A 19,478-nucleotide genomic window follows, 5' to 3' on the forward strand; every position below is an offset into this window, starting at 1 on the left:
CGCTTTCGAGAGGTAACTTTGCGAGGGCATGAAAGCTGATCGCGACATCACTTTTCTCGCGGCCCTTGCCATCTGAAAAGCCGTTATTATAAGATATATACCATCAGCAAATCCGATGGATTATGTCTCATGGTGGACGGCTTATCGCTTGATCAGGTGCGCACCTTCATCGCTGCGGTCGACGAGGGAAGTTTTTCGGCCGCCGCGCGCAAGCTGGGTCGCGCCCAGTCCGCCGTCAGCGAACTCGTGCGCGCTCTTGAGCATCAGTTGGGCGTGGAGCTCTTTGACCGGACCGGTCGCTACCCGCAACTGACTCCGGCCGGAAGCATGCTGCTCGCTGGCGCGCGCGAGGTGGTCGCCAAAGTCGATGCGTTCAAGTCGCAGGCGAAAGGCATGGCATCCGGGCTCGAACCCGAGCTGTCGGTCGTGATCGATGTGTTCTTCCCCATCAGCGTCATTGCCGAGGCCGCCCGGGAATTTCTGGAGCAATTCCCAACCGTGCCGCTACGGCTCTTCGTCGAGGTTCTGGGTGGCACGGTTCTGCCGATCCTTGATCGCCGCGCCCATTTGGGCATCGTCGGCACCTTGCCTGTCATGCCCCCCGGCATTAGCACAGAGCCGCTCGGCGCCGTGGATTTTGAAGTCGTGGCCGCTGCCAACCATCCGCTTGCTGCGTTCGACGCGCCGATCCCGCGCGGTGAACTCAGCAACCATATCCAACTCGTCCTTACCGATCGTACCGAACTTTCCCAGGGGCGGGAGTTCGGGGTGCTGTCGTCACAGACCTGGCGGCTGGCTGATCTTTTCGCCAAGCACACGTTCCTGCTCAACGGCCTTGGCTGGGGCGGCATGCCCGGCCATGCCGTGAGGGCAGATATAGAGGAAGGGCGGCTGTCCCGTCTGCGCATCGAAGGCGTCGCCGCCAGCGATCTCAAACTGCCGATGTCCATCGCTTATCGCGCCGATGATCCCCCGGGACCGGCCGGCCGATGGCTTATCCAGCGATTGGGAAAATGCGCACATCACCACCAGACAGGTTCCTGACGAGGGCAAACGCGCCGGCGCGTGCGGACGACTGTGGCGTCCCGCCGACGCCGAGCCAGATCGGAAGCTGAGCCTGGTGCGGGCGTGGCTAGACGCCCTGACCGGTCAGGGCCGGGCGATAGCGGCCCGACCAGCAGGGATGGGTCTTATCGCGCAGCTTGACCGGTGGCGGAATCGGGCAAGATAGCCGCGAAGCTGTCGATGCCGATGTCCATGGCGTGGTCCGCTCCCCGGCGTGGGTGCGGCCCTTGTTGCCGAGGCTGTCCTCATGGGTGACCGCGCCCTCTTGCACATAGGTGATAATCTGTTGGCATGAGGGTGCAGGAGCCAGCCGGATCCGATGGCGATTTCGTCATCGTTGAAGAGGAACAGGGTCCCGACTGGAAGATGCGTCGGATTGCCATGAACGAGGAAGGCGAAGTGGTCGCGCGTCTTGAGCCAGCTTAGGTCGACGCCGGCGATCTCGGCTAGGGCTTGTGCTGGAGCATGCTCAGTGGGCCCGCGTCGCGACGATGTTCATCGGGATGATCCTTGGACTGAATGAGGTCCGGAGCGTGTCCCCGAGGCCGGAATCGCGGTCCCGGCCTCTGTGTCTTTCCGCCTAGGCGGCGAGTGCGGCGATCTCGGTCTTGGCCTTGGCGATCGCGGCGGCCTTGACCTCATCGCCCATGTTGAGGCCCTCGGCCCGCACGACCGTGATGTCGGTCAGGCCGATGAAGTGCAGCACGCTTCGCAGGTACGTTTCCTGGAAGTCGAGACCAGCGGCCGGGCTGTCGCCGGTGTAGACGCCGCCACGCGAGGAGGCGATGAACACCTTCTTGCCCTTGGGCAGCAGGCCTTCGGGCCCGTTCGCGCCATATTGGAAGGTGCGGCCGACGACGCAGACGCGATCGATCCAGCCCTTCAGCTGCGATGGAACGGAGAAGTTGTACATAGGCGCGCCGATGACGATGATGTCGGCGGCGAAAAGGTCGTCGATGTAGGCGCCACCAGCGGCCAGATCCGCCCCGAGGCCGGGGTCCGACACCGCGCCGCCCTGGAAGACCGCCATGTGCCGATCTGACAGATGCAGGGCGGCGTCCGCCACCAGATCCCGGTAGATCACCTTTAAGTCCGGATGCAGGGCCTGTTGTCGGGCTACGATATCAGCAGAAAGCGAGCGGCTGACCGAGTAGCCCCCGAGAATACTGGAGTCGATGTGTAGGATCGTCATGGATTTAATCTCCGGGTTGCGCTCGGGCCTGGACATTGGGCGGAACAGGACTTTTCTGAGCGCTTCGAACATGAGGGTTTATCCGACGGCCAACTCTGTCTGAAAAGTGGGGATATTCCGAACCTATCCATCGGATAGGCCGATGGATAGCGGTGTCGCGCTCAGGACCGAAGCTCCTAGAATGGCGGAGCTGTCGATCGGGGACATGCCGCCTGTTCCGGCTGCGCTCATCACCGGAATCCGCTGTGACCTTCCCGGCTCGATCTCTGGTCGGCGACGGCGGCTCGTTCCAGACACCTATGCCTTGGAACCGGGCGATTGCTTCTTGTGCGCCCGGATGGCTATATCGGCGCAATCATCGGCAGCGATGATGTCCACTCTCCGGACGACAATCTTCAAGGCGTTGGCTTAATGGGTCCTACGCCGTCCGCCTAAGCGAGAAGTCGGGCAACTCGGCCTCCTCGTCGCCCGGGGGGGCCACTACAGGGCGTTCAGCGGAACGCGGTCCGCCCTGTAGGACACAAGTTCAGCCAGCGGGGCAGGTGGCGCGGCCAGCGGCATCCCGCCGCAAGCTCTGAGAATGGCTCCTACGCTAAATCGAACTTCAGTGTGCCAAGCTTCTCAATTCGGCTGGTGATCCTATCGCCGGCCTTGAGCCAGACCTGCTTCTCTTTCGGCATTCCGATGATCACTCCCTCAGGAGTGCCCGTAAAAATGATGTCGCCTGGCTCCAGCGCAAACAGTTTCGAGGCATAAGAGATCACCTTCTGCGGGTTGAAGATGAATTTTGAGGTATGCGACGATTGTCGCGGCTGAGCTTCATCATTGACGAATGTTTCGATCGCAAGGTTGTTCGGATCGACCAGATCGGCCGAGACGAAGTAGGGGCCGATAGGTGCGAACCCATCCAGCGTCTTGCCGACCATCCATTGGCCGCCCGTCTCCAGTTGAAGGTCACGCGCGGAGAAATCATGTCCGACCGCGTAACCCGCAACATAGTCGAGGGCCTCTGCTTCTGAAACATTGCGGGCCGTCTTCCCGATGACCACGAGCAATTCGGTTTCGTAGTCGAACTTGTGAGAGACCTCACGTGGGGGCAGTTTTATCGTGCAATTGTGCGCGGCAAGTGTATTGTTGTACTTGTTGAAAAGGATGGGAATCTTTGGAAGCTTTTCGCCGGCTTCCTCCGCGTGCGCCTTGTAATTAAGTCCGACGCAAACGATTTTGCCCGGGCTGGCAAAGAGCCGGCCGAACTTGATCGTCGCTTCATCCTTTAAGAACTCCGGCTTGTCCTTTGCCGCTGCGATCAGACGTTCGAGCGCGGCGGCGTCTCCACGCGCAAGCAGTTCTTCAAGGGTCGTCGGCACGACCAGGTTCAGGGTCTTGCCAGCTAAAGCTACGTCAAGAATGCCGCTCGACAGTTTGACACCGAGTGTCTCACGCCCGTCGACCTGGACCAAGGACAGCAATGTAAGCCCGCGCGGCATTTGCATTTCCCTACTTCCCGAAGTGGTTGAGTACGCTGTGTCAGCTTGCGACAGAACGGTGCTCCCTAAGCTAGCTACAACTGCAGTTTTCATAAAGTTTCGGCGGGTCGTCATGCTTTCCTCCCAATAGTTTGGACGCGCATGCGAAATTGAAATCCTTGCCAAGATCTTGATGGCATCGGCCTTGCGCGTGAAGCACTCTCTATCTCGGTGCGAGGTGGCGCTACTTGGTCGACAGCACCTCGCCGAAGCGCTCCCACTGCTTGCCGCTGAAGCGCATGAACTGCAGCTGCTCGACCGGCAGATGGTCACTCTCGCCGGTGTTGACCTTGATGCCGGGCAGCAGCATCGGCAACTCCAGATCTTTGATCGAAAGCGCCTGCCGCATGATGTTTTCGCGACTCAGGTCGTTGCCGGCAGCCTTAAGCACGTGCTCCAGCACCATGCTGAAGTTGTAACTGTTGACGTAGTTGGAATCGCGGATGTCGCCGTCAGGCAGGTATTTGGCCATGTAGTCGCGCCATCCCTTCACGCCTGAATCGTCCGCCCAGGCCGGATCGTTCGGATCCTTGAAATAGGCGCTCGAGATGATGCCGGTGCCGGCGTCGAGGCCGGCGGGCTCCATCACCGAGGACATCCAGACCGACACGTTGCTCAGGAACGTCATCGGACGCCAGTTGATCTCGAAACTCTTGCGGATCGCCTGCGCGGCGAATTTCGGCGTCGCGGCGATCACGAGCGCATCCGCGCCGGTCGCTTTGAGCTTCACGATCTGGGAATCGATCGTCGGCTCGGTCGGCTCGTAGGTCGCCGCCGCGACTGCCGTGTCGAACCGATCGCCGAGCACGTCCTTGAGCCCGGAAAGGTAGTCGCGGCCGAAATCGTCGTTCTGCGCCAGCACTGCGAAGGTCGCATCGGCCTTCTTCTGCAGGACGTAGCGCGCGTACATGCGGGCCTCGTTGCGGAACGGCGCCATCACGCCCATCAGCGCCAGGGGAAACTGCGCAGGATCACCGAATTTCGAGGCGCCCGAGGCGACGAACAGCTGGGGCACCTTCTTAGCCGCCAGATATTTGGCGATCGCCGTGTTATGCGCGGTCCCCATCGTCGAGAAAATGAACGAGACGTCGTCGCTCTCGACCAGTCGGCGCGTCTGCTCCACGGTCTTGGGTGGCACGTAGCTGTCGTCGAGCGAGAGCAGGTTGACTTTGCGGCCGTTGATGCCGCCGCGGTCGTTCACCATCTTGAAATAGGCGACCTCGCCCCTGCCGAGGATGCCGAAGGCGGACACCGGCCCGCTATAGGGCATGGTCTGTCCGATGCGGATCTCGGTGGCGGTGATGCCGGGCTGGTCTTCGGCGAGAGCCGGTGCCGCGAGAACAGACCAGACCACGCACAGCCCTGCAGCTGCGATAGCGCTTCGCATTCGGCTCCTCCCTGATGGGCCGCGCTGACGGCGGTCATCTTATTGGGAGCATACGGAGGTCGCGGCCGGCCCGCAACAAAAATATATTTTCGTGTAAAAATCTATTTTGGCTTCTGCCGCTGTGATACACATGACCAATGTCCGGAAGCGCCACTCAGACCGTCTATGAACAGCTCCGTGTCAGCCTGCTCGCCGGCCGATACCTGCCCGAGGCGAAGCTCAAGATCAGCGAGCTCGGCTCGGCCTTCTCGGTCAGCACCGGGGCGGTCCGCGAGGCGCTTGCGCGGCTGACCGCAGAGGGGCTGGTGACGGCGATGCCGCAGCGCGGCTTCCGCGTCGCGCCGGTGTCGGTCGCCGACTTGCGCGATCTCGCCGAAATGCGCATCGAGATCGAGACCAAGTGCCTGCGCCGTGCCATCGCGAGCGGCGATCTCGCCTGGGAGGCGGCAGTGGTCGCAGCGCATCACCGGCTGGCGGTGACGCCGATCGCAGCCGCGGACGGCGGCTTCTCGCCGGCCTGGATCGTGGCGCATGGCGAATTCCACGCAGCGCTCGCACAGGCCTGCGATAGCGCCTGGATGCTGCGCGTGCGCGACCTGTTGTTCGCCCATAATGAGCGCTATCTCGACCTCGCGCGCAAGACCGACCGCGGCAATCGCGACGCCGCGCGCGAGCACCGTGAGCTGATGGAGGCGGCGCTGGCACGCGACACCGACCGGGCGGTCGCTGCCATAGCGGCGCATATCGGCAAGACCCGGGATACGATCGAGTCGGCCCTGAGGCGCGCGGAGATGGACGAGCTCGGGTGAGATGCCTGCGAGGTCGCCCCGCGGGCGGTCCTCGGAGGAGAGAGTTGCGGCTTCAACTCGTGCCAGAGAACGTCGTCCGATTTCTGCCTGCTGCGCCTCATCTCGAAACGTTCGACGATGCGTGAATCCCTGACGCCGTCCCATTCGCCGGTGCGAAGGAAAGCCGTGCTTCGTCGACGGAGGCGTGACAAGGGCGCGCATCACGTACTGGTCATGGAGCCTTGCGAACGCTTTCTGCAGTAAGCGAGCTTGAGCCGTTGTGCGCAACGCCTACCTCGGCCTCTGTTGAAAACGATCGTCTGCAAGAGAGAGCGACAAGAACGCCAAAATCAGCAGCGAGGCCAAGGAGGTCGGCTTCGATGGCTCTATCCATCAAATGCGGTCGAGCCGCAGTGGAGTTTGTCGTGCTCCCATCTGCGCATCCTGCGCTGCGTCACGGCGTCGCTATGAGGGCGCTTGGAATAGAATGGCGACGCGCAGCACTCAGTCCACGATGAGGTCCTGATGCATGCCCGAGAAGCAAACGCTCATTGCGTTATTGCGTCCATTAAAAATCATTCGCCTCCGGTGAGAGAGTCTCGTCTGTCCTTTTTTCAAAATTTCGACGGCGCTGATTTGGAATTGTCCAAAGCGCATTCGGGAAGTTTTTCCACGCGCTCCATCGACTAACTCGAACCGTCGATGATCGAGACATTCTAAGTCGCAGTGCGCGCATTTGCGTTGCGGTCGCAAAAATCTCTCTCTAAAGAAGCCGGGCAGATCATTAGCAAGTCGAAGTTGTCGGCGACGGCGCAGGCAACCAATCTGTCTGCGGGACTGCTGAGGAGCTTGTTCACTAATCAAAAGTGTCGGCCGAGTTCGGACGCGGCAACGGATCTTCGATCCGTGATTGCCGCAGGCCGAGCGCGGAGCCGCGTCTCGTTGGCCGACGGAACTGCCGATCAGGAACTTTCTGGAAATGCGACGTGCAGATGAGATGGGGACCGCAGCTCGCATTGGTGCGACCCTGCTTGGTGGAGTGGCGCTGCTGACGTGGTTTGAACCGCCCGCGCGATCGCAGGCATCGCAAGGCGTGAACTCCCTTCCGCCCGTAACGGTTGATGCGCCGACGCCGCGGTCGGCCCGCCAGGTGCCGATCAAACGTGATGGCGCCAGAGCCCGGCTAGGTTCACGTCGTGTCGTGGTCTCTCGTGCTCCGCAACCGGACGCCGTCCCGGTACAAGCGCAGCAGTCGCGGTCGGGCGTGGCGCCCGAGTTCGCCGGAGGGCAGGTCGCTCAGGCTGCCCGGCTGGGCATGCTTGGAAATACCGGCACAATGAAGTCGCCATTCAACGCGACCAGCTACACAGACAAGTTCATCCGGGATCAGCAGGCTGCGACGGGCGCGGATGCCTTGATCCTCGATCCTTCCGTACGAAGCTCTCACCCAACGGGCGGTGTGGTTGACTCGTTCAACATTCGTGGTTTCCCGATCAACGAAGGTAACAACGGTGAATTCGCCTTCGAGGGCCTTTACGGAATTGCGCCGACATACCGCATCTTCACGGACTACGTCGAACGTATCGAGGTGCTGAAGGGTCCTTCGGCCGCGCTCTCGGGAATTGCGCCAAACGGTGGCGTTGGCGGCGTCATTAATGTCGTGCCTAAACGCGCCGAAGAGGACCTGACCCGCCTGACTGCGAGCTACGGCTCGACCGCACGATTTGGCGGCCACTGGGATGTTGCCCGGCGTTACGGCGACGGCAGGGAATGGGGCGTGCGAGCCAGTGGTAGTCTCCGCGACGGCGATACGCCAATTGACCGTCAGTCCGAAACGACGGGCATCGGATCGCTGGCTCTCGATTATCAGGGCGAGCGGTACAGATCCTGGCTCTACCTCATTGCCCAGACCGATCGGTTCGACGCTCCGTCACGTCCATTCCTCGTGGCTGCCGGCCTGCAAGTGCCAAAGGCGCCGGACGCCCGGCTGAACGTGACGCAACCCTGGGAATGGTCGCACATCAACGATCAATCGGTCCTGTGGCGCAACGAATATGATGTAAGCGATCAGGTTACACTGTTCGCCGATGTCGGGGGATCGCGGACCAATGTCGAGCGGTTCTTCGGTCTTCCGACGATCACCAGCGCGAGCGGCAACACCACCTCGACGCCGCAATACTTCGGGCTCAGCATTGATCGGTACACGTATGATGGCGGTGTCCGGTCTCGCTTCGATACCGGCTTCGTTCACCATGCCGTCACCTTCCAGGCCTCGGTCTATCACGACGAACTGTACCGACGGCTCACCAATGGCGGCTTGGTCGCCTCGAACATCTATAATCCGGCGGTGGCCCCAACGCAGTTCGCAAACGAGACGCCTGGGCGTCCTCGACTCTCGGACAGTCAACTCACGGGGGTGTCGATTGCTGACACCCTGTCCGTGCTCGACGAGCGGGTGTTACTGACCTTGGGTGTCCGTCGCCAGGACATTGAGGCGAACAACTATCTCTCCAACGTCGGAACGCTGACGTCGTCCTACGACAAGAGCGCGACCACCCCGGTGGTCGGGTTGGTCATCCGGCCCAAGGAAAATGTCTCCCTGTACGCGAACTATATCGAAGGACTTGCCCGGGGCGACGTGGCGCCCCAGACGGCTTCCAATTTCGGCGAAGTGCTCGCCCCCTACATCGCCAAGCAGTACGAGGCCGGCGTCAAGGTGGACTTTGGCAGGTTCGCAACCACCTTCAGTGCCTTCGAAATCTCCAAGGCGAGCGGCGAACTGTCCGCCGGGCGCTTCGCCGCAACCGCCGAACAGCGAGTGCGCGGGCTCGAGTTCAACGTCTTCGGCGAACTCGGGCCCGATGTTCGTGTCCTCGGAGGCGTCTCGCTGCTGGACGGCACGCTGACGAAGACTGCAGTCCTCGCCAATTTGGGTAACACGCCAATCGGCGTTCCGAACGTACAAGCGAACATCGGGGCAGAGTGGGATCTCCCATGGATGAGAGATCTCACATTGAGCGGAACAGTCATCTACACGGGCAAGCAATTCGTCGACAGCGCAAATAAGCAACCAATCCCGGATTGGACAAGACTCGATCTCGGTGCCCGCTACACGACGGCGATCAACGGCAAGAAAACTGTCTTCCGCGCAAATATTCAAAATGTGACCGGTGAAAGCTACTGGTCCAGCGTGGCCTCATTCGGCACGTTTTTTCTGGGAGCGCCGCGCACGTATCTCCTGTCGATGACCGTCGACATGTAATCGCTGCCCTCACCGCATGGCCGACGTGACCGAGGCGGAGTTGACGCGCGGTTGTGATCTGAGCCGTGCCGACCTGCAGCGCTTGCTCGATCGCATCGCGGCAGAGGCTGGATCGCGCGCTTGCCGGGCTATGGCTGGCGCTTTGCGGAGTCAGTGTCGAGCCCGCGCCGCTCAGGCGCAGGTGATGCCCTTCCGCGTGGTGATCGAGCCGGCACCTGGCACCAGAGGTTCATCGCTCTGCCGAGCAGGCGCGCCCTTGAAGGAGCGTACGTCGTAGGAAATTGGGCATATTGGAGCCGGTCAAAAAGGCTCCTCCTTTGCAGATTGGCTTCATTGTCGTGCAGGTTGCAGCCGCTTTAAGTCCTGAATGGTCCGTAGCAAAAGGAAATCTACAAACGAACTCCACAGATGTGGCGGCTCAACGCCCCTCATGTTGGATCTCGCCGTTCCGACAAGCTGCAAGGAAGAATGTAACGCCTGAGGTCACATGCAAGTCGATTTCTGGCTCGAGCTTCTTGAGGTCCACCTCGAACAGCGCCCTGAGGATCATCGGCACGACAAGCACGTCGAGGAAAGCCCGCGCCGTTGTGGGAAGACGTTCTGGCGCGAAGGCCGGCATCGAAGCAAGTTCGTCGGATTGCGTTAAATTACGCAGCAATTGTGCCCCGAGCTCAGTGGAGAGGTCACGCGCCCTGCGGCTCACCTGAGCGGCCAGTTCGGGGAAGCGATGCGCCTCCGCGATGGCGAGCCGCATGAGTGCGATCCGGTCAGCATCGAAACTCCAATGCAGCAATGTCGAGGCAACACTGGCTAGGCGCTCCTCGATGGTCGCGCCAACAGGCGGTTCCGCCTTGGACTCCGCGATGCGCGTGAGGATGTCCCGTGTCACCACTTCCGTAAAAAGCGCCCGCTTGTCAGGGAAGCGAGAATAGATCGAGCGCTTGCCGGAATGAGCCGCCTCGGCGATCTCGTCGATGCTCGCACCCTCGAAGCCGCGTTGTAAAAAGACCTTGCGTGCTGCGTGGAGGATGCGGGCATCCACCTCGCCAGCAAACTCCTTCGGCGGCCGTCCGGCGCGTCCGGCGACCGGCTTGCTTTTGAGCGGGCGGAGTTCTGCAGTGGATTGGTTGTGATCGGTCATGAGGCTTCCGGCTGGCGACTGAGACAATGTGTCAGTCAGATACCCCTATCACATCCCCTTGTAAATAGAACGATACCGTATCGTTCTATTGACTCCGAATGGCCCTTGAGACTATGTGTCGGTAAACGAAACGGTATCGTTTTATTTATGAAACGGGATGGTTGGGAGCAGCAGTCATGTCTGAACACCATGGTTTGGAGCTCAAGCAACCGGGCCGCGGCGGCACGGAGGGTTCGGCGTCGGCCACTTATGAGACCCTAGGTGTCTCCGACAGAGCAGAGGTCATCTCGCGGGTTGCTGCACGGGAGCCCCCCGCCGCCAAGGAGGCGGCTTCGCCGGATACAATTCATCCAGGTGTCCCCGGCAGCGCAGCCCCCCGCGGGCCGCTCCGCCACCGCCCGATCGCCATTGCGGTCACTGCTGTTTTGCTCGCCACGATCGGTGCCGGCTATCTCTACATGGATTATACCGAGCATTTCGAGGAGACTGACGACGCCTTTATCGCGGCTCGGCAATTCCCTCTGGCATCGAAGGTCTCCGGCTACATTAGCGCCGTTCCGGTCACTGATAACCAGCACGTCGCGGCGGGTGACGTGATCGCGCGCCTCGACGATCGCGACTATCGCGCTGCCCTGGCTCAGGCTGAAGCGCAGGTCGCGGCCGCCCGCGCCAACATCGAGAATGTCGACGCGCAGCTCGACGTCCAGCAGGCGCAAATTGCCGCCAACCAGGCACAGGTCGATCAGGCGCAGGCGGCGCTTGTGTTCGCCCAGCAGCAGGCGCAGCGCTATCAGCATTTGGAGCAGACCGGCTACGGCACGGTGCAGAACTCCGAGCAGTATACCTCTCAACTGCATCAGCAGCAGGCCGCCCAACTCAGCGCGCAGGCAACCCTCAATCTCGCGCGCCGGCAGGTGGAAGCGCTGCAAGCACAGCGCAAGAGCGCGGTCGCAAATCTCACCCAGGCCAAGGCGCAACGCGACCAGGCATCGCTCAATCTCTCCTATACGACAGTCACCGCCGCGCAGCCGGGTCGCGTCGTTAACCTGTCGGCCGCGGTCGGTCAGTTCGCACAGGCCGGCACCAACCTGACCATGTTCGTGCCGGACCAGATCTGGGTCACGGCGAACTTCAAGGAAATCCAGCTCGACCGGATGCGGCCCGGCGAGAATGTCAAGGTGAGGATCGACGCGTACCCGGGGAGGATCATCGAGGGTCATGTCGAGAGCGTGCAGCCCGGCTCTGGCACGGCGTTCTCGCTGCTGCCGGCGCAGAATGCGACCGGCAACTACGTCAAGATCGTGCAACGCGTGCCGGTCAAGATAGCGATCGAAAACCCTCCGGCCGACGTCGCGCTGGGACCGGGTATGTCTGTGGTGCCGAGGGTGCGGATTGATGCAACACCTTCGCTTTTGGACCGCCTGGAGAGAGTGCTGTGAGCGGCTCCGCGATCGACGCAAAAGCGGTTTCCTCGCGGGGCGCAGCCGCCGCCAACCCCTGGCTGATCGCTATCGTGGTCGCGCTGGCGAGCTTCATGGAGGTGCTTGACACCACCATCGCAAACGTGGCGCTGCCCTATATTGCCGGCGGCTTGGGCGTGAGCTCAGACGAAGCCTCCTGGGTCGTCACCAGCTACCTGGTGTCGAATGCAATCATTCTGACCGCCTCCAGCTTTCTTGCCAGAATGCTTGGCCGCAAGACTTTCTTCCTGATCTGTCTCGGCATCTTCACGGTGAGCTCGATCCTGTGCGGCTTCGCTTCCAGCCTGAATGCGCTGCTGCTATTCCGTATCCTGCAAGGCCTCGGCGGCGGCGGTATGGTACCGGTGGCGCAGTCAATTCTTGCCGACGCCTTCCCGCCCGCCAAGCGCGGTCAGGCCTTTGCAGTGTTCGGGGTGGCCGTCGTCGTGGCCCCGGTCGTCGGGCCGACGCTCGGCGGTTGGCTCTCTGACAATCTGTCCTGGCACTGGTGCTTCCTGATCAACGCCCCCGTCGGCGTGTTCGCGATTGCCCTTATCGCCGCGGTGCTGCACGAACCGGCGAAGACGGAGGCAGAGCAGCCAAAAGCCGGGTTCGACATCATCGGTTTCGTGCTGGTGGCAACTTTCCTCGGTGCGTTGGAGGTGATGCTCGATCGCGGACTGGAAGACGACTGGTTTGCTTCACCGTTCATCGTGACCTCTGCGGCCATCTGCGGCATGGCCTTCATTCTGATGATCCCGTGGGAAATGTGCCGTCCCAATCCGATGATAGACCTGCGCATGGTGGCGAGCCGGCAGTTCGGCGCCTGCTTCCTGGTGATGACGGCGACCGGCGCAATCCTGCTTGCGACGACCCAGTTCCTCCCGCAACTGGTGCAGCAGGATTTCGGCTACACCGCGACCTGGGCCGGGCTTGTATTGTCGCCCGGCGGCATCGTCACCATGTTGATGATGTTCGTGGTAGGCCGCCTCGCTGCCAAGATGCAGCCGAAATATCTAATCGTTGCCGGCGCGGCCGTCATCGCCATCTCGATGTACAGCATGACGAGCGTCTATGCCGATCTTGGCTTCTGGTTCATGGCGCGCACCCGCATGCTCCTCGGTGTCGGACTGCCCCTAATTTTCGTGCCAATCATGGCGGCGTCCTATGACGGGATTCCACCCAACAAGACCGACCAAGCGTCAGCGCTGATCAACGCGGCGCGCAACACAGGAGGCTCGATCGGCGTTTCGCTGGTTTCGAACGTGTTGGCGCATCGCGCGCAGTTTCACCAGAGTCGGCTGGCCGAGCTGGTGACGCCATCGAGTCTGCAATATCAGGATACGCTGCAGCAGATTACGAATGTTTTCGTCTCTCAGGGCAACTCTCTTGCACAAGCACATCAGCAAGCGATGCAGTGGATCGGACAGCAGGTGCAGAACCAAGCGTCCTTCCAGTCCTACATGGATGCCTTCTGGGTGCTGATGCTGATTTCATTATCGGCTATTCCGCTTGCATTGACTTTGCGAAAAGTCAGGCTCGGCGGTCCGGTCCAGGTGGGTCATTGAAGTTGGCACCACTCCCCATCTTGCGCACGTGCACGGGCGGACCGCGGACCTCGTCCTGAAACCACACCACACTATCGGAAGCGCAGGGTGCTGCCACCTGTCATTTGGAACAGCACCGCTCGGCCAGTTTCAGCTCACTAAACTAGGTGATCTCATCGTGTCGAGCTGTCGTTCTCATCCAGCCGCAATGAAATCGCAACGAATTGAGCGAAATGAACGTGAACAGAATGCGACCGGCGGGGCTGCCGTATCAAGAAAGTCAATGACTTAGAAGATGCTCACTGCGTTCGGGACGCAGGGAACGCCCCTCGGTCAGATCGCCACCCGAACGGAATGTCGGTGTCGGTAGTTGCGCCTCCGGGATTTGAAGTGCGTCAGGAGAAGCTCATGATGTCTAGCGGATGAAAGTTCTGCCGAGGTAGGTCTTAGCCAGACGCCTCGTAGCGAGTCTTGGGTCCGAACCGGTAACGGCAGGACCAAGCGTAGACAGCAAGCGTGCAGGGTGTGTATTGGGCCACGTAATCGGATCGTCGCGGTCGCCTTGGCTGCTTCAAAAGTCGAAGGCAACACCGGGATCTGCGCTAAAGGCGAGCAGGTTCTGGGCCGCCGGGGTCGGAGACCACATCATGCGCGCAGAGAAATCATGGGAACCTGAGAAACCCTGTCATGTGCTCCGGCTCGTCACCGGAGGGGGAATTGGCCGAGCGAAAAGCAGAGGCTGTTCCTCAGGCACGGCAGGGTGGCGGATCGGGGCGTAGTACTGTCGATGGCGGCGAAGGCAACGAGTCGACCGGAGGGAAGGCCCCGACTGATGGGAAACTCCGGTGAGCAGGCACGGGACCGGACACAGAGCCGGGTCATCCTGTCAGCCAATCTCACCAGGGTGAATGAGGCGGCCAAACGGTCGCGCCAGACCAGGTTCACGGCGCTGCTGCACCACGTTGACATCGCTGCGCTCGAAAGGGCGCATCGACGGCTGCGGCGGCAGGCGGCGCCCGGGGTAGACGGGGTGACAGTGGAATCCTACGGGCAAGACCTCGAAGGTAATCTTCGCGATCTAGCCGACAGGGTCCATGGCGGCCGCTATCGGCCGTTGCCGGTTCGCCGGACGTACATCCCTAAGGCTGACGGCGGTCAGCGGCCTCTCGGCATCCTCGCGCTGGAAGATAAAATCGTTCAGGGCGCGGTGGCGGAGGTCTTGAGCGCCATCTATGAAGCCGACTTCCTCGATTGCTCCTTTGGCTTCCGACCCAGACGCAGTGCTCATCAGGCGCTGCGGGTGGTGCGCGAGGCCATTACGACGGAGCCAGTGAACTGGATACTCGATGCCGACATCCGCAGATACTTTGACAGCGTTGACCACGCCTGGCTGCTGCGGATGCTGGCGCACAGGATTGCCGACCCGAGAGTCCTGCGGCTGATTGGCCAATGGCTCCGTGCCGGCATCCTGGAGGATGGCGTGTACGCCGATACGGTGGAAGGAACGCCCCAGGGTGCGGGCATCAGCCCGCTGCTCGCCAACATCTTCCTGCATTATGTGCTCGATCTCTGGGTGGAGCAGTGGAAGCGGAGGCATGCGACCGGTCAGGTACGGCTGGTCCGATATGCCGACGTCTACTTGCTCCTATTCCAGCGACGGCAGGATGCAGAGACGATGATGGCGGCCTTGGTGGAGCGACTGGCCAAGTTCGGTCTTCATCTTCATGAGGACAAGACACGGCTGATCGAGTTCGGACGGTTTGCTGAAGAAAACCGTCGGCGCAAGGGCAGGGCGCGGCCGGAGGTGTTCGACTTCCTGGGCTTCACGCATTACTGCGGCAAGACCAGAGCTGGGCGCTTCCTCCACTGCCAGAAGACCCAAAGGAAGCGGATGATCCGCAAACTGAAGGAGCTGCGCCAGGAGATGAGGCGGCGGATGCACCAACGGCTCCGCGATCAGCACAGGTGGCTGGCTGCGGTGCTGCGCGGGCACTACGCCTACTTCGGCATCCCTGGCAACAGCACCTGCCTCGGTCGCTTCCGTCTTCAGGTAATGAAGGCGTGGCGGCGGGTCCTACTACGGCGAAGCCAACGGCCGAAGCTGTCGTGGGAGCGGTTCAACGCAATCCTGAAGGTCTTCCCGATACCGATCGGGCATGTACGCGACTGGCGTCACCAAATGGTCTGATCAAGCTACTCGTCAGAGGAGCCGGCTGCGGGAAAGCTGCACGTCCGGATCTGTGAGGGAGGCGTCGAGCGATCGACGCCTCTACTCGACCCTGCACTCTGGGTCGGAAGGAAGCCGACGAGGGGCACCCACGTGCCTTACGGTATGATTTCGACACCGAATACGGGCGCGTTTTCGATCTTCCACGACAGAGGACGCTTTTGCCTGACCTGCAGCTGGAGGTCTTTCAACTTTCGCCTTTGTGAGGGTAAATCTGCGCTCGCCCCACGGGGCTCACGAACTGCCCTATGCGTAAGATCGGATGAGGTATCGCAGGGTTGGTTGGTGTGGAAAGGCGGTAGCGCTCCAGGGACTCGAACCCCCGACGAAGCCTGCTGCGAGACCATCTTTCGACGTGGAAGAAGGCGACGCGGCCCGGTAGCGTGGAGGCTACCCCGCGTTGGCCTTCAACCCCGCCGCCTGGATGCCCGCCACCGCACAGGCCTCGTCATTGTCGGAGGTGTCGCCGGAGACGCCGACGGCACCGAGCAGCGTGCTGCCGTCCATGATCAGCACGCCGCCGGGGACCGGCACCAGCGCGCCCTTGGCAATGGTGTTCACGGCGTCGACGAAATAGGCCTGCTCCTGCGCGCGCTGGAACAGGGCGCGCGAGCCCATGCCCATCGCGAGGGCGCCATAGGCCTTGCCGTGCGCGATCTCGGCGCGCATCAGGCTGGTGCCGTCCTGCGCCGCCGCGAGCTTGAGCACGCCGCGGGCATCGAGAATGGTCACGACCAGCGGCTTCAGCTTCAGCTCGCCAGCCTTCGCGAAAGCGGCGTCGAGGATCTTGCGGGCGATGTCGAGCGAGAGGTCAGCCATGGCTGGTTTCCTTTGCAGCTTGAGAGGTGGAATGGGTTTCGGAGTGATCGAGGCTCATCGCCAGCACGCGCGCGACGTGAAGCGCCTCGCGCTTCGTGCCGTCGTGGATCTGGTGGCGGCAGGAGGTGCCGTCGGCGACGACCAGCGTATTTGGATCCGCGCGCCGCACGGCGGGCAGCAGCGACAGCTCGGCCATCTCGATCGAGGCATCGTACGTGTCCGCGCCATAGCCGAAGGCGCCGGCCATGCCGCAGCAACTGGACTCGATGGTCTCGACCTTCAGGCCGGGGACGAGGCGCAGCACCTGCTCGACCGGCTTGAAGGCGCCGAAGGATTTTTGATGGCAATGGCCGTGCACCACGGTCTTGTCGGCCACCGCGCCGAGCGGCAGTTGCAGCCGTCCGGCCTCGGCCTCGCGCACCAAGAATTCCTCGAAGGTCAGCGCATGGGCGCCGACGGCCTTGGCGTCGTTGTCCTTGCGCAGCGAGGAAAGCTCGTCGCGCAGCGTCAGCAGGCAGCTCGGCTCGAGGCCGACGATCGGCACGCCGCGCGCGGCGAAAGGCGCGAAGGCGGCCACGAGACGGTCGAGCTCGGCTTTGGCTTCGTCGACGAGGCCAGCCGAGAGGAAGGTTCGGCCGCAGCACAGCGGCCGGTTACCGCTCACAGGCTTCGGCATGTGCACGCGATAGCCGCCAGCCGTGAGCACGCGCAGCGCAGCGTCGAGGTTCTCGCGCTCATAGATGCGATTGAAAGTATCAGTGAAGAGCACGACCTCGCGGCCGCTCTCCGGGCCGACTCTGTCAGCTGGCGGCACGAACACGTCGCTGCGGAAGGCGGGCAGGGCGCGACGCGCGCTGATGCCGGCAAACCGCTCGAACAGCTTTCGCAACAGCGGGCTGTGGTTGCGCAAATTCGCGATTGGCGCGAAGCGCGACGCAAGGCCGGCATAGTGCGGCAGGTAGCCGACCAGGCGGTCGCGGAAGCTCAGGCCGTGGCTGGCAGCGCGCGCGGCCAGCACCTCGATCTTCATCTTGGCCATGTCGACGCCGGTCGGGCATTCGTGGCGGCAGGCCTTGCAGGAGACGCAGAGTTTCAGGGTCTCCATCATCTCGTCGGAGGACAGCGCATCGGGGCCGAGCTGGCCGGAGATCGCAAGGCGCAGCGTGTTGGCGCGGCCGCGCGTGACGTCCTTCTCGTTGCGCGTCGCGCGATAGGACGGGCACATCACGCCGCCTTCGAGCTTGCGGCAGGCGCCGTTGTTGTTGCACATCTCGACCGCGCCCTGGAACCCGCCGCCGGCGCCGGGATAAGCCGACCAGTCGAGCTTCGTCTTCAGCTCGTTGACGCGATAGTCGGGCTTGAAGCGGAACAGCGAACGATCGTCCATTTTGGGCGCGTCGATGATCTTGCCGGGATTGAGGACGCCATTGGGATCGAAGCGCTGCTTGACCTCTTTGAAGTCGGCAACGAGGCGCTCGCCGAACATGGTTTCGTGGAATTCGGAACGCACCAGGCCGTCGCCATGCTCGCCGGAATGCGAGCCCTTGTACTCGCGCACCAGCGCGAAGGCCTCTTCGGCGATGGCCCGCATCGCCTTGACGTCCTTCTCCAGCTTCAGGTTCAGCACCGGGCGCACATGCAGGCAGCCCTCTGAGGCGTGCGCGTACATCGTGCCGCTGGTGCCGTGCTTGGCGAAGACTTCGTTCAGCCGCGCGGTGTAGTCGGCGAGATGCGGCAGCGGCACGGCGCAGTCCTCGACGAAGGAAACCGGCTTGCCCTCCTGCTTCATCGACATCATGACGTTGAGGCCGGCGGCGCGGAAATCGGCGATGCCGCTCTGCAGTGCGGGTTCGGTGATCTCCACCACGCCGCCCCATTTGCGCGTGTCGTTATTCCAGCCGAAGCCGAGATCGCCCATCAGCTCGCCGAGCTGCTTGAGACGGACGAGATTGTCGGCCTGGTCCTCCTCAGCAAACTCGACCACCAGCACCGCATCCGGATCGCCCTTGATCGCCGCGGAGATGATCGGGCGGAACATCGCGATGTCGCGGCCGAGCGCGATCATGGTGCGGTCGACCAGTTCGACAGCGATCGGCTTGAGCTTGACGAGGTGCTGGGCCGCGTCCATCGCCTCGTAGAAACTGCCGAAATGGCAGACGCCGAGCGCCTTGTTGCGGATGACCGGCCAGAGCTTCAGCTCGACCTTGGTGGTGAAGGCGAGCGTGCCTTCCGAGCCGACCAGCAGATGCGCCATGTTGTTCGGTGCGTTGCGCGGCACCAGCGCATCGAGATTGTAGCCGCCGACGCGGCGCTGCACCTTTGGGAAGCGCGCGGCGATCTCGTCGGCCTCGCGCGTGCCGAGATCGAGCATGTCGCGGAACAGGGCGCGGGTGGCGTCGCTGGCCTCGAGGTCGGAGAGATCGCGCGAGACCTCGCCGAAGCGGCCCAGCGTACCGTCGGCGAGCGAGGCCTCCATCGACAGCGTGTTGTCGCGCATGGTGCCGTAGCGAAGCGAGCGGCCGCCGCAGGAATTGTTGCCGGCCATGCCGCCGATGGTGGCGCGGGAGGCGGTGGAGACGTCGACCGGAAACCACAGGCCGTGCTTTTTCAGCTGGCGGTTGAGGTCGTCGAGCACGATGCCGGGCTCGATCACGCAGGTGCGGCCTTCGACGTCGACCGACAGGATGCGGTTCAGGTGCTTGGAGAGATCGACCACCAGGCCGTCATTGACGGTCTGGCCGCATTGCGAGGTGCCGCCACCGCGCGGGGTGACCTTCAGTCCCTCGTCGCGGGCGATCGCCAAGGCCCTCAGGGCCTCGTCCATGGTTTTCGGGACCACCACGCCGGCCGGCATGATCTGGTAGAACGAGGCGTCGGTGGCGTAGCGGCCGCGGCTGAAGTCATCGAACAGGACGTCGCCGGTCAATTCCGACCGCAGGCGCCGTTCGAGCGAGGAGGCGTTTGTCATCCCTGATCCCGGACTGCCTCAGCGAGGCTCAGCCTTGCTGAGTTATTCATTATTGTTCCTGACCGATTATATTATGAATTCAAAATGAGCAAGCCG

At 62.2% G+C, this 19,478-nt stretch carries 13 protein-coding genes; 6 read left to right on the forward strand and 7 right to left on the reverse strand.

Annotated features, from left to right (window positions below; translation table 11 throughout):
- The first annotated feature begins 129 nt into the window (after positions 1 to 129).
- Positions 130 to 1,044 carry a LysR family transcriptional regulator gene (locus tag GGD63_RS05575; protein ID WP_183239899.1) on the forward strand — a complete coding sequence of 305 codons (915 nt, stop codon included), beginning with the start codon at positions 130 to 132 and terminating at the stop codon, positions 1,042 to 1,044.
- An 88-nt stretch (positions 1,045 to 1,132) separates the two neighbouring features.
- Here the strand turns inward: GGD63_RS05575 and GGD63_RS40925 are convergent, their stop codons facing one another.
- The 4 genes from GGD63_RS40925 to GGD63_RS05595 all read right to left on the reverse strand — a co-directional run bounded on the left by GGD63_RS40925 (position 1,133) and on the right by GGD63_RS05595 (position 5,170).
- Entirely contained in the window at positions 1,133 to 1,381 is a 249-nt protein-coding gene (locus GGD63_RS40925; RefSeq protein ID WP_409334046.1) for a pirin family protein, read from the reverse strand.
- Positions 1,382 to 1,645: 264 nt separating this feature from the next.
- Complete coding sequence (locus tag GGD63_RS05585; RefSeq protein ID WP_183240735.1) at positions 1,646 to 2,257, reverse strand: FMN-dependent NADH-azoreductase; 612 nt, start codon at positions 2,255 to 2,257, stop codon at positions 1,646 to 1,648.
- Positions 2,258 to 2,844: 587 nt separating this feature from the next.
- Positions 2,845 to 3,750 carry a fumarylacetoacetate hydrolase family protein gene (locus GGD63_RS05590; protein WP_246785365.1) on the reverse strand — a complete coding sequence of 302 codons (906 nt, stop codon included), beginning with the start codon at positions 3,748 to 3,750 and terminating at the stop codon, positions 2,845 to 2,847.
- A gap of 217 nt (positions 3,751 to 3,967) precedes the next feature.
- Positions 3,968 to 5,170, reverse strand: coding sequence for an ABC transporter substrate-binding protein (locus tag GGD63_RS05595; protein WP_183239902.1), 1,203 nt, complete (start codon positions 5,168 to 5,170; stop codon positions 3,968 to 3,970).
- Positions 5,171 to 5,307: 137 nt separating this feature from the next.
- Between GGD63_RS05595 and GGD63_RS05600 the strand changes: the two genes are divergently transcribed.
- Together GGD63_RS05600 and GGD63_RS05605 are read left to right on the forward strand one after the other, a co-directional pair.
- Positions 5,308 to 5,979, forward strand: a complete 672-nt coding sequence (locus GGD63_RS05600; protein ID WP_183239903.1) for a GntR family transcriptional regulator — start codon at positions 5,308 to 5,310, stop codon at positions 5,977 to 5,979.
- A 958-nt stretch (positions 5,980 to 6,937) separates the two neighbouring features.
- On the forward strand, positions 6,938 to 9,220 hold the full coding sequence (locus GGD63_RS05605) for a TonB-dependent siderophore receptor (RefSeq protein ID WP_183240737.1): 2,283 nt from the start codon (positions 6,938 to 6,940) through the stop codon (positions 9,218 to 9,220).
- A gap of 418 nt (positions 9,221 to 9,638) precedes the next feature.
- Here GGD63_RS05605 and GGD63_RS05610 read toward each other — a convergent pair whose 3' ends face one another.
- Positions 9,639 to 10,361 (reverse strand): TetR/AcrR family transcriptional regulator, encoded by a 723-nt coding sequence (locus GGD63_RS05610; RefSeq protein WP_183239904.1) that lies wholly within the window; start codon positions 10,359 to 10,361, stop codon positions 9,639 to 9,641.
- Positions 10,362 to 10,537: 176 nt separating this feature from the next.
- Between GGD63_RS05610 and GGD63_RS05615 the strand changes: the two genes are divergently transcribed.
- From GGD63_RS05615 to ltrA, 3 genes are all read left to right on the forward strand, one after another.
- Positions 10,538 to 11,800: an HlyD family secretion protein gene (locus tag GGD63_RS05615; protein WP_183239905.1), complete on the forward strand. Its 1,263-nt coding sequence runs from the start codon at positions 10,538 to 10,540 to the stop codon at positions 11,798 to 11,800.
- A complete protein-coding gene (locus GGD63_RS05620) occupies positions 11,797 to 13,389 on the forward strand; it encodes a DHA2 family efflux MFS transporter permease subunit (protein WP_183239906.1) in 1,593 nt (530 codons plus the stop codon). Before GGD63_RS05615 ends, GGD63_RS05620 begins: the two co-directional genes overlap by 4 nt.
- A gap of 811 nt (positions 13,390 to 14,200) precedes the next feature.
- A complete protein-coding gene (ltrA, locus tag GGD63_RS05625) occupies positions 14,201 to 15,556 on the forward strand; it encodes a group II intron reverse transcriptase/maturase (RefSeq protein ID WP_246785366.1) in 1,356 nt (451 codons plus the stop codon).
- Between the two features lie 429 nt (positions 15,557 to 15,985).
- Here the strand turns inward: ltrA and GGD63_RS05630 are convergent, their stop codons facing one another.
- On the reverse strand, positions 15,986 to 16,414 hold the full coding sequence (locus GGD63_RS05630; RefSeq protein ID WP_183239908.1) for a heme-binding protein: 429 nt from the start codon (positions 16,412 to 16,414) through the stop codon (positions 15,986 to 15,988).
- Positions 16,407 to 19,382, reverse strand: coding sequence for an FAD-binding and (Fe-S)-binding domain-containing protein (locus tag GGD63_RS05635; protein WP_183239909.1), 2,976 nt, complete (start codon positions 19,380 to 19,382; stop codon positions 16,407 to 16,409). Before GGD63_RS05635 ends, GGD63_RS05630 begins: the two co-directional genes overlap by 8 nt.
- Positions 19,383 to 19,478: the final 96 nt, after the last annotated feature.

The sequence above is a fragment of the Bradyrhizobium sp. cir1 genome, from assembly GCF_014198245.1.
Classification (GTDB): Bacteria; Pseudomonadota; Alphaproteobacteria; order Rhizobiales; family Xanthobacteraceae; genus Bradyrhizobium.